Here is a 10,528-nt window from a genome sequence, read left to right on the forward strand (position 1 = left end):
ATCGCCGACAAGGCGGGCCCGGTCGGGTTGCCGAAACTGGTCGCGGGGGCGGTCGAGAATCCGGGCATCGGGTTGGCCGCCCACGTTCGGGTCGTCTTGTGCACGTTCGTGAAGCTTTCTCCTGAAGGTCCGGTTTCGTGGCAGTCTAAAGCACAGTGGCGCCGGGGGTGGGTGCGCCGAGCCGCGCCCGGCGAGTGTGTTCCCGACGAACCGGCGCACGGCGACCGAGTCGGACCCGATCCGGATCACCGGGAATCGGGTGCGGCTTCCGGACCGAGGTCGTGCAAGCGGAAACGCCGGGCGCAGCGGGCCGGGACGGGATGGGCGAGCAGTACTTCGCTCTTTCTGTCGGAATGCGTCGCGAACCGAAACTGTCGGCCCATTTCTGCCGGTAGGTAAAACCACGGGAGATGTTTCCGTGAGCCTGATTCGAGCAGTCTGCCGAAATCGCGCATATGCCTTCGCATCCCAGTGAGAATGTGGGCGGAGGGAAAGCCATGAACGGGGGGACAATATGGAGCTGAGGCGGCGATTGAGGCTGCTGTCGGTGACCATCGCGGCCACACCGCTGGTCCTCGTCGGGTGCACCGCCGACCGCCTGCCGGGTGCCAAGCAGGCGCACGCGGCACCACCGCAACTGACGGTGACGCCCGGCGACCAGTCGCGGGACGTGCCGATCAGTGCCGAGGTGGGGACCGCCGTCAAGGGTGGGAAGATCACCGCGGTGCGGTTGACCGACGACAAGGGCGCGCAGGTGCCGGCCGAGCCGCGGGAGGACGGGTCGAGCTGGGTGCCGATGCGTCCGTTGCAGAATTCGCGGACGTATACGGCGGAGGTGACCGCGACCGGTGACAAGGGGCGGACGACCACGCAGAAGACGACGTTCACGACGATGGCCAAATCGACCAGAACGGCAGTCACCAGTGTCCTGAATTTCACCGCGGACCAGACGTACGGGACGGCCATGCCGGTAGTCGTCACGTTCGACCCGGCAATTCCGAAAGAGGCCAGGGCGGACGTGCAGCGGCGATTGTTCGTGAAGACGGATCCGCCGCAGCCGGGCACCTGGTCGTGGCTGGCCGACGGCCAGCAGGTCGAGTACCGGGCGCCGGACTTCTGGAAGCCGGGCACCAAGATCAGCGTGCGGAGCGCGCTGGAGGGCCTGCCGATCGGCAAGGACGCCATCGGGGACGCGGACCGTTCGGCGAGTTCGAAGATCGGCCGGCAGGTCTCGCTCGACATCGACAACGCCAGCAAGCAGATGTCGGTCTACGAGGACGGCAAACTGCTGCGGAAGGTCCCGGTCAGTCTCGGCAAGCCCAGCACGCCCACCTCGAGCGGCAACATGGTGATCATGGAGAAGTTCGAGTACACGACCTTCAACACCATGGGTGACCCGAACGGCGGTTACATCGTCGACGTCGAGGACGCGCAGCGGCTCACCAACGGCGGTGAGTTCATCCACGCCGCGCCATGGTCCGAGGGGGACCAGGGCAACATCAACGTCTCGCACGGCTGCACCAACGTCTCCAACGCCAACGCCGACTGGCTGATGCGGATCACGCAGGTCGGTGATCTGGTGACGGTGAAGGGCACCGAGGTGACGCTGGATCAGGGCAACGGCTGGACCGCCTGGAACGTCGGTTGGGACGAGTTCGCCAAGGGCAGCGCGCTGCCCGTACCGGCCGGGTTGAAGCCGACGGTCAGTGCCACGCCGCACCCGGGCGTGGTGGCCGGCGGGTCGGCGCCCGCCCCCGCCCGCTCCAACAGCGGCGGCTGATCCGGGCGTACGCCCTTCGCGCGATGACACCGCGGCCCGCGGCCGGAGCATCCGGCCGCGGGCCGCGGTGCTTGCCGCGGGTTGCCGGGAACCGGGCAATCCTCCGCATTTCGGTAGTAAGTGTGTTTAGCTGCCACGGAAGGGATGTCCTGCGTCGGGGGAGGGGTTGGCATGCACGGACGTGAGCTGCGCGGTCTGCTACATCCGTTCCTCCTGCTCCTGATCCTCGAACGGCCCGGTCACGGGTACGACCTGATCGACCGGCTCCGCGCCATGGGGATGCCCGATGTGGAACCCGGCCACGTCTACCGGGTGCTGCGCGGCCTGGAACGCGACCGGTCGGTGATCTCCGTGTGGGAGACCACCGGGGCCGGACCGGCGCGCCGATGCTACGAACTCACCGCAAAGGGCCGCCACGATCTCCGGTCCTGGACGGTCCGACTGGCGCAGCTCGACCAGGTCATCGGTGCCTGCCTGCGACGCGCGGCGGGCGCCTTCGAGGGGACGCGGGCCGGCCGCCCTGAGCGGTACGCCGCCGCCCGCCACTGAACGGAGGAGCATGGACTCGCCCGTGATGCCGGCAGTTGCCCGCGCGTTCGCCCGCCGGGTGGAGCCGGGGCAGGCGCTCGCCGATGACGCGGAGCGGATCGCGCGGGCCTGCTACGAGATGGCCTTACGCTTCCACCGCGGCGGAAAGCTGATCGTCTTCGGCAACGGCGGGCCGGCGACCGACGCCCAACATGTCGTGGTGGAGTTCGTCCACCCGGTCATCGTGGGCAAGCGGGCACTGCCGGCGATCTCGCTGACCAACGACGCCGCCACCCTCACCGGGATCGCCCGCGCCGAGGGCTTCGACGAGGTGTTCGCGGCCCAGCTGCGCCTGCTCGCCGCCCCGCAGGACATCGCGCTCGGCCTGTCCGTCGACGGTCGCTGCGCCAACGTGCGGCGCGGCCTGGTGACGGCCCGCGACCTCGGCCTGCTCACCGTCGGGCTGCTCGGCGGCGACGGCGGCGACCTCGCCCGGGACGCCGTCGCCGACCACATCGTGGTCGCCCGCTCCGACGATCCGTGCATCGTGAAGGAGGTGCACGTGACGACCTACCACATCCTGTGGGAGCTGGTGCACGTGTTCTTCGAGCAGCCCGGACTGCTGGCACCGGAGCTGGTCCGGTGACCGCGCACCCACCGCCGGCGCAAGCCGTACCGGCGTGCCACGACGACGTGTGCATCACCTGTTCCGACGTGGCCGTCGCCGTCCGGGTACGGGAGCTGCTGGCCGACGGCCTGGCCGTGGTCGACACGGACGCCGGACCGGAGGAGGTCAGTGTGGCCCTGGTCGAGGCGGGACCGGGCGACGTGGTGCTCGTACATGCCAAGGAGGCCATCGCCGTGGTGGAGAAGCGCCCATGAGCGAGCGTCAGCGAGCGAGTCATCAGCACAGTGCCGTGGTGCCTCATGACGGCACGGAGCGCAGCGGAGTGCCGGCATGAGCGCGGGGGTCGAGGGTGCGATCGGATCGCTCTACCCGTTCCTCGACACCCGGCCGACCGACGTGGAAGCGGTGCTCGCCGCGGTGGCGAGGTCCACCGCGGAGAAGGCGGCGGAGATCGTCGCCCTCCGCGAATCCCTCGTCGCCGTGCACGGGCAGCGGCTGGTCGACTGCGCCCGCCGGTGCGCCGACGCCTTCCGCGCCGGCGGCACGCTGTTCGCGTTGGGCAACGGCGGCAGCAGCACCGACGCGCAGGACCTCGCGCAGTTGTTCCTGCACCCGCCGACGGCCGCCCGCCCGTTGCCGGCCATCTCGCTGACCCACGACGTCGCGCTGATCACGGCACTCTCCAACGACGTCGGGTTCGAGGTGGTCTTCGCCCGCCAGGTGGCGGCGTTCGGCCGCGCCGGGGACATCGTGGTGGGGCTGTCCACGAGCGGAGGGTCGACCAACGTCCTGCTGGCGTTCGAGGAGGCGGCCCGGCGCGGCATGCTCACCATCGGCATCGCCGGGTACGACGGCGGCCGGATGGCGGAATCCGAATTCGTCGACCACCTGTTCGTGGTGCCGTCGCCCTCGGTGCACCGGGTCCAGGAGGCGCAGACGACGGTCTACCACGTGCTCTGGGAACTCACCCAGCAGGCGCTGGCCGACGACCGGTGATCCGGAACCATGGAACTGACCAGTGCGCGGCGGGTGCACGTCCGCGTCGAGGGCATCGTGCAGGGCGTCGGCTTCCGGCCGTTCGTGCACGCGCTGGCCACCGAGTACGAGCTGGCCGGGATCGTCGGCAACGACACCGCCGGCGTCTTCGTCGAGGTCGAAGGCGACGGGGACCGGCTGGCGGACTTCGTGGCCGACCTCAGCCGCCGCGCGCCGACCCTCGCCCAGGTCGAACGGCTCACCACCGAGCCGGTCCCGCCGACCGGCCAGCCCGGCTTCACCATCGTCACCAGTGTCACCGGCACCGGCCGGGAAGCCCTGATCTCCCCCGACACCGCCACCTGCCCGGATTGCCTCGCCGAGCTGTCCGATCCGGCGGACCGGCGCCACCGGTACCCGTTCACGAACTGCACCAACTGCGGCCCGCGGTTCACCATCGTCGAGGACGTCCCGTACGACCGCCGCACCACCACGATGGCCGAGTTCCCGCTCTGCGCCGACTGCGCCGCCGAGTACGCGGACCCCGGCAACCGCCGCTTCCACGCTGAGCCGGTGTGCTGCCCCGCTTGCGGTCCGGCCCTCCGGCTCGTCGACGCCGACGGGGCCCCGGTCTCCGGCGACCCCCTGGACACCGCCGTCCGGTGGCTGCGGGACGGCCGGATCGTCGGCGTCAAGGGCCTCGGCGGCTACCACCTGGCCGCCCGGGCCGACGACGAGCGGGTCGTCTCGACGCTGCGTGCCCGCAAGCACCGCGAGGAGAAACCGTTCGCGGTGATGGCCGCCGACCTGCGGGCGGCGCGCGCCCTGGTCGACGTGGCGGCGGCGGCCGTGCCGGTGCTCACCGGCGCCCGCCGTCCCGTGGTGCTGCTGCCCCGCCGCGCCGACGCCCCGGTCGCCGCGTCGGTGGCGCCGGGCAACCGCGACCTGGGCGTGATGCTGCCGTACACGCCGCTGCACCAGCTGCTGCTTGGCCGGCTCGGCCTGCCGATCGTGCTGACCAGCGGAAACGCCTCCGACGAGCCGATCGCGCACCGCGACGACGACGCCCGCCGACGGCTGGCCCCGATCGCCGACGCCTTCCTCACCCACGACCGGCGGATCCATGTCCGCACCGACGACTCGGTGGTACGCGTGTTTCGGGGCCGCGAGCTGCCGGTGCGGCGGTCCCGTGGTTACGTGCCCGCGCCGATCACCCTGCCCTGGCGGTTCGACCGGCCGGTGCTGGCCTGCGGCGCGGAGCTCAAGAACACCTTCTGCGTGGCCAAGGGGCGGCGCGCGTTCGTGTCGCACCACATCGGCGACCTGGCGAACTACGAGACGTTGCGGGCGTTCACCGACGGGATCGCGCACTTCACCCGGCTCTTCGACGTCCGGCCGGAGGTCGTCGCCCACGACCTGCATCCCGAGTACCTGTCCACCAAGTACGCGCTGCAGCGCGAGGACGTCGAGCTGCTCGGCGTCCAGCACCACCACGCCCACATCGCGTCCTGCCTGGCCGACAACGCCGAACCCGGACCGGTGATCGGCGTCGCCTTCGACGGTCTCGGCTACGGCCCGGACGGCACCCTCTGGGGCGGGGAGCTGCTCGTCGCGGACCTGACCGGATTCGACCGGGTCGGCCACCTGGCCACGGTCCCCATGCCCGGCGGCACCGCCGCGGTGCACGAGCCATGGCGGATGGCCGCGGCCCATCTCCACGAGATCTACGGCGACGCCGTGCCCGACCTGGCCGTGCGGCGCCGGCACGAGCGGCACTGGCCCACCGTGGTGGCGTTGGGGCGCACCGCGACGAACTCGCCGCGCACCTCCAGCGCCGGCCGGCTGTTCGACGCCGTCGCGGCGATCCTCGACCTGCACGACCGGGTCACGTACGAGGGGCAGGCGGCGATCGCCCTGGAGCAGCGGGCCGATCCCGACGAGCGGGGCGGCTACCCGGTCGGGGTGGCCGGCCCGGTGCCGCTCCTCGACGCCGGCCGCGACCTGGTCCGGTACGTGGTCGACGACCTGCTCGCCGGGGTGGACCCCGGTCGGATCGCCGCCCGTTTCCACCACGGCCTGGCCGACGCCGTGGTCGGGGCGGCCGGAGCCGTCCGGGAGCGCACCGGCCTGGCCACGGTCGCGCTCTCCGGCGGGGTCTTCCAGAACGTGCTGCTGCTCGACCGCGTGGTGAGCGGGCTGGAGCGGGACGGCTTCCGGGTGCTCGTGCACTCCCGGGTGCCGCCCAACGACGGTGGGATCTCGCTCGGCCAGGCCGCGGTGGCCGCGGCCCGGGCTGTGCCGCCCACCTGACCGCGTGCCGCAGCCACCTGTGCCCGCGGCCCCGGCCCTGAGCTTCGGGCACAGGTGCTCGCGGCGTGGGTCGTGCCGCCGGCCGACCCGGCGACCGCCGTCAGCAGATCCGCGGGAGCGGATCCCCGACCAGCATGTCGACCACCCGGGTGCCGCCGAACGCCGTGTGGAGCAGCACCATCCCGGGCGGGTCGGCGGTGACCCGGCCGATGACCGCAGCGCCGTCGCCGAGCGGGTGGCCACGCAGCGCCGTCACCGCGGCCTCCGCCTGCGCGCCGTCCACCACGGCCACCAGGCGCCCCTCGCAGGCCACGTAGAGCGGGTCGATGCCGAGCAGTTCGCAGGCGCCGGTCACGGCGGGACGTACCGGCACCGCGGCCTCGTCGACGACGACGGCGACCCGGGCCGCCTGCGCCACCTCGTTGAGGATGGTCGCCACGCCGCCCCGGGTGGCGTCGCGCAGCAGCCGCACCCCGGGCGCCGCGTCGAGCAGCGCGGCCACCAGACCGGGTAGCGCCGCGGTGTCCGAGGTCAGGTCGGCGGCGATGTCCAGCTCGCCGCGGGCGAGCATGATGGTCACGCCGTGGTCGCCGATCGGTCCGGAGACGACGACCGCGTCACCGGGGCGGACCTGCGCGGCGCCGAGCGTCACCGGCCGCTCCAGCACACCCACGCCGGCGGTGTTGACGTAACAGCCGTCGGCCTTGCCCCGCTGCACCACCTTCGTGTCGCCCGTGACCACCTGGACCCCGGCGCGCTCGGCCGCGGCAGCCATGGAGGCGACGATCCGCCGCAGGTCGGCGACGGGAAAGCCCTCCTCCAGGATGAACCCGGCCGACAGGTACAGCGGCCGGGCGCCGCTGACCGCGAGGTCGTTCACCGTGCCGTTGACGGCGAGATCGCCGATGTCGCCGCCGGGGAAGAACAGCGGCGACACCACGTACGAGTCGGTGGTGAAGGCCAGCCGGCCGGTGCCCACGGAGAGCACGGCGGCATCGTCGAGCGCCTCCAGCGTCGGGTTGCGGAACGCCTCCACGAACAGCCCTTCGACCAGGCTGTGCGTCGCCTTCCCACCCGCGCCGTGCGCGAGCGTGAGTCGGCTCTCCCGGATCCTCGGCGCGCGTTGGCGGGCCCGCTCGATGCGCTGGAGCACCTGCTGCTCCGGTGACAGTCGCTCCGACCGGTGGCCGGTCGTCGCCTCGGCCTCGGCCACCGCGCGTTCGGCCCAGCCGGCGGTGCGTTCGGTGGTCATACCGCGCTCGCCTCCGTCAGCCGCTGCCGCGTGAAGCGGCCGAAGTTGTAGTAGGCCGCGCACGCGCCCTCGGAGGAGACCATGCATGTGCCGATGGGAGTCTCCGGTGTGCACGCGGTGCCGAACACCTTGCACTCCCACGGCTTGAGCACTCCCTTCAGCACCTCGCCGCACTGGCAGGCCTTCGGGTCCGCGACGCGTACCCCGGGCACCTCGAAGATCCGCTCGGCGTCGTACGCCGCGTACTCGTCCCGCATCCGCAGCGCGGAGTGCGAGATGAAGCCGAGGCCGCGCCACTCGAAGTACGGGCGCAGCTGCATGACCCGGCCGATCGCCTCCAGCGCCCGCAGGTTGCCGTCCCAGGGCACCACCCGGGTGTACTGGTTCTCGACCTCGCAGCGGCCCTCCGCGAGCTGCTTGAGCAGCAGGTAGACCGACTGCAGGAGGTCCAGTGGTTCGAACCCGGCGCACACCAGCGGCTTGCCGTAGTCGCGGGCGATGAACTCGTACGGCCGGCAGCCGATGACGGTGGAGACGTGCCCGGGCCCGAGGAAGCCGTCGAGGCGCAGGTCCGGCGAGTCGAGGATCGCCTTGATCGCCGGAAGGATGGTGACGTGGTTGCAGAAGACCGAGAAGTTGTGGACACCCTCGGCGACCGCCCGCAGCACGGTCATCGCGGTGGACGGGGAGGTGGTCTCGAACCCGATCGCCATGAAGACCACCTTGCGGTCCGGGTTGGTCCGGGCGATCTTCAGGGCGTCCAGCGGCGAGTACACCATCCGGATGTCCGCGCCGGCCGCCTTGGCGTCCAGGAACGAGCCGTTCCCGCCGGGGACCCGCATCATGTCGCCGAACGCGGTCATGATGACGCCCGGCTCGTGGGCGATGGCGATGGCGTCGTCCACTCGGCCCATCGGGATGACGCAGACCGGGCAGCCCGGTCCGTGCACGAGCGAGACGTTCTCCGGCAGGTAGTCCTCGATCCCGTGCTTGTAGATGGTGTGCGTGTGCCCGCCGCACACCTCCATGAACTTGTACTGCCGTCCCGGCTCGCACAATGCGGCGATCTGGGTGGCCAACGCCTGGGCCTTGTCCGCGTCGCGGTACTCGTCGACGAAACGCATCTGGTGATCCCCTAGCTGATGTCGGATTCGGCGAGCGCCTGCAACTCGTCGGTGTACGCCTGCCCGAGGCCGGTCAGCAGCGCCAACGTGGCGGCCGCCTCGGCCTCGTCGATCTTGGACATGGCGAACCCGACGTGGACGAGCACCCAGTCGCCCACGCCGACCTGGTCCGCCTCGAGCAGGCCGATGTTGACCGCCCGCCGGACGCCCACGACGTCGACGACGGCGAGATCGTCGTGACCGGCCTTGATCTCGACGATCTCGCCCGGGATACCTAGACACATCGGCTCGTTCGGCCCTTCCTGCTCACATCTTCTCGATCTTGATGTAGCGCCGCAGCGCGGGCAGTTCCTTCCAGAACAGCCCCACGACGGCGACGCCGGCCAGCAGCGCCAGCAGCTTTCGCATAGCTCACCTCCTTCGGGCCCGCGCCGGATCCGCTCAACCCGGCGGCAGATTCGGCATGATCGGCAGGATCGGGCCGTGCTTCTTCGGCCGGATGCCGGTCGAGCGGCGCTCGTCCACCGTCCCGTCGTCGTGATGGCCCGCCTGCTTGCGCCGCCGCGAGTTGCCCTCCTCGACACCCTTGGTGTGCGCCGGCGCGTCGAGTTCGACGTCGGGATCGCCCACTCGGATCTCGCCCATTACCCGCCTCCTCCATCACTCGTGGCCGGAGTGCCGACCGTGCCGTCGGTCGAGCTCCTCGAAGAACCCGGGGATCGCCCGCCACACCGCGCTTCCCCCGGACATGCCCGTCCAGTGCCGCCGGATGAGCGCGACCAGCCGGTAGCAGTCGTCGACCGGCACCACCCACTGCTGGCCCCCGCCAGACTGCGTGCCCGTCCAGACCAGGAACGCCTCGACCCGGGGCGCCAGCTCGGCCAGTGCGGGCGATCGTGCCTCGACCGCCCGCCAGGCGTCGGCATCGATCTCCGACTCGGTCGTGCCCAGCGGGCTCGGATAGTGCCCGAGCACCCGGCCGTCGTGCTGCTTCACGAAGAACACCAGACCGACCGGCACCCCGAGCTCGTCGGCGGACAGGCCGGTCAACCGCCGGCCGTGAGCGGGGACGAGCTGGTACCGGCCCCCGCCGGCCGACTCCCGCTCGAAGAGCAGGGAGCACGGCGGGCAGGCGCACAACAGTTCCCCGTCCTGCTCGTCCCACACGTGCCGGTGCTCGGGGGCGACCGGTCCGGCGCACATCCCGCAGCGCTCGACCGCCGCGCGCTGCCCCGCGCGGCGGATCGCCCGCTGCAGCGCGCCCGCCGTCATGTCGGGCCACCCAGCGCCAGCGGCGCCGCAGCCGGCCCCGCCTCGCTCAGCGCTGCCGCATCGGTCCGGTCCGGCCGTTGCCACAGGTTGGCGACCGGGATCAACGCCGGAGGCGGCGCGGGCGCCACCACGTCGACGGCGGACAGCTCCGGCGCGAACGTCAGGACCTGCTGCCGGACCAGGTCCCGCAGGGCGGCGCCACCACACGAACTCGCGGACAGGCTGATCCGGGCCACCTTGTCCTGGACGCCGACCAGCGTGATCTCGGCGCCCTGCGCGCGTAGCTGTGGCCGGAGGTCGTCGACCGCTCGGGCCACCCGCCGGTCCAGCGGATCCGGATGGATGCGGTGCAACAGCAGCAGGTGCCGCAGCAGTTCGTCGCCGGTGAGCCGGTCGAGCGTGCGGGGGCTGTCGGCGGCGAGGTCGGTGACCCGGGCCAGCGCCTCGCCGTAGACCTCGGTCAGCAGCTCGACGGCCTCCAGCGCCAGCTCGGCGGTGCGGCCGGGAGTCTGTTCGAGCTGGCCGAGCACGATGTCCAGGCGGGCCAGCCGCGGGGGGGGGGGGGGGGCGGGGGGCCGCGGGGGGGGGGGGGGGGGGGCCCCGGGCCCGGGGGGGCGGGGGCCGGGGGGGGGGGGTTGGTGGGGTGGGGCCGCCCGCCC

The 10,528-nt window shown here is 72.1% G+C and carries 13 protein-coding genes; 6 read left to right on the forward strand and 7 right to left on the reverse strand.

Features of this window, described 5'->3' with window-relative positions:
- Positions 1-514: 514 nt before the first annotated feature.
- The 6 genes from ACFYM6_RS25925 (at position 515) to hypF (ending at position 6,221) form a co-directional block, all read left to right on the forward strand.
- On the forward strand, positions 515-1,780 hold the full coding sequence (locus tag ACFYM6_RS25925; RefSeq protein ID WP_387279531.1) for an Ig-like domain-containing protein: 1,266 nt from the start codon (positions 515-517) through the stop codon (positions 1,778-1,780).
- Positions 1,781-1,951: 171 nt separating this feature from the next.
- The gene (locus tag ACFYM6_RS25930) at positions 1,952-2,329 is read left to right on the forward strand and encodes a helix-turn-helix transcriptional regulator (RefSeq protein WP_387279533.1); all 378 of its coding nucleotides are present in this window, start codon (positions 1,952-1,954) and stop codon (positions 2,327-2,329) included.
- A gap of 10 nt (positions 2,330-2,339) precedes the next feature.
- The gene (locus tag ACFYM6_RS25935; RefSeq protein WP_387279535.1) at positions 2,340-2,954 is read left to right on the forward strand and encodes an SIS domain-containing protein; all 615 of its coding nucleotides are present in this window, start codon (positions 2,340-2,342) and stop codon (positions 2,952-2,954) included.
- Positions 2,951-3,190 carry a HypC/HybG/HupF family hydrogenase formation chaperone gene (locus ACFYM6_RS25940; RefSeq protein ID WP_387279537.1) on the forward strand — a complete coding sequence of 80 codons (240 nt, stop codon included), beginning with the start codon at positions 2,951-2,953 and terminating at the stop codon, positions 3,188-3,190. The genes ACFYM6_RS25935 and ACFYM6_RS25940 overlap by 4 nt, the downstream gene beginning before the upstream one ends.
- Before the next feature lie 76 nt (positions 3,191-3,266).
- The gene (locus ACFYM6_RS25945; protein WP_387279539.1) at positions 3,267-3,932 is read left to right on the forward strand and encodes an SIS domain-containing protein; all 666 of its coding nucleotides are present in this window, start codon (positions 3,267-3,269) and stop codon (positions 3,930-3,932) included.
- Positions 3,933-3,941: 9 nt separating this feature from the next.
- Positions 3,942-6,221: a carbamoyltransferase HypF gene (gene hypF, locus ACFYM6_RS25950; protein ID WP_387279541.1), complete on the forward strand. Its 2,280-nt coding sequence runs from the start codon at positions 3,942-3,944 to the stop codon at positions 6,219-6,221.
- Positions 6,222-6,321: 100 nt separating this feature from the next.
- On the opposite strand, the gene hypE is transcribed toward hypF, so the two are convergent.
- Genes hypE through ACFYM6_RS25985 form a run of 7 tightly spaced genes read right to left on the reverse strand, consistent with a single transcriptional unit; the run spans position 6,322 to position 10,399 of the window.
- Entirely contained in the window at positions 6,322-7,473 is a 1,152-nt protein-coding gene (gene hypE, locus ACFYM6_RS25955; RefSeq protein WP_387279543.1) for a hydrogenase expression/formation protein HypE, read from the reverse strand.
- Positions 7,470-8,597, reverse strand: a complete 1,128-nt coding sequence (gene hypD / locus ACFYM6_RS25960) for a hydrogenase formation protein HypD (RefSeq protein ID WP_387279545.1) — start codon at positions 8,595-8,597, stop codon at positions 7,470-7,472. Before hypD ends, hypE begins: the two co-directional genes overlap by 4 nt.
- Positions 8,598-8,608: 11 nt before the next feature.
- A complete protein-coding gene (locus tag ACFYM6_RS25965) occupies positions 8,609-8,881 on the reverse strand; it encodes a HypC/HybG/HupF family hydrogenase formation chaperone (protein WP_073835171.1) in 273 nt (90 codons plus the stop codon).
- A 22-nt stretch (positions 8,882-8,903) separates the two neighbouring features.
- Positions 8,904-9,005 (reverse strand): DUF6893 family small protein, encoded by a 102-nt coding sequence (locus ACFYM6_RS25970; protein ID WP_387279547.1) that lies wholly within the window; start codon positions 9,003-9,005, stop codon positions 8,904-8,906.
- A gap of 33 nt (positions 9,006-9,038) precedes the next feature.
- Positions 9,039-9,242: a hypothetical protein gene (locus ACFYM6_RS25975; RefSeq protein WP_073835170.1), complete on the reverse strand. Its 204-nt coding sequence runs from the start codon at positions 9,240-9,242 to the stop codon at positions 9,039-9,041.
- 15 nt (positions 9,243-9,257) lie between these two features.
- Entirely contained in the window at positions 9,258-9,869 is a 612-nt protein-coding gene (locus ACFYM6_RS25980; protein ID WP_387279549.1) for a DUF5947 family protein, read from the reverse strand.
- Positions 9,866-10,399 carry a hypothetical protein gene (locus ACFYM6_RS25985; protein ID WP_387279551.1) on the reverse strand — a complete coding sequence of 178 codons (534 nt, stop codon included), beginning with the start codon at positions 10,397-10,399 and terminating at the stop codon, positions 9,866-9,868. Before ACFYM6_RS25985 ends, ACFYM6_RS25980 begins: the two co-directional genes overlap by 4 nt.
- Positions 10,400-10,528: the final 129 nt, after the last annotated feature.

It is taken from the genome of Micromonospora sp. NPDC006431, assembly GCF_042870725.1.
In the GTDB taxonomy this organism is placed as follows: domain Bacteria; phylum Actinomycetota; class Actinomycetes; order Mycobacteriales; family Micromonosporaceae; genus Micromonospora.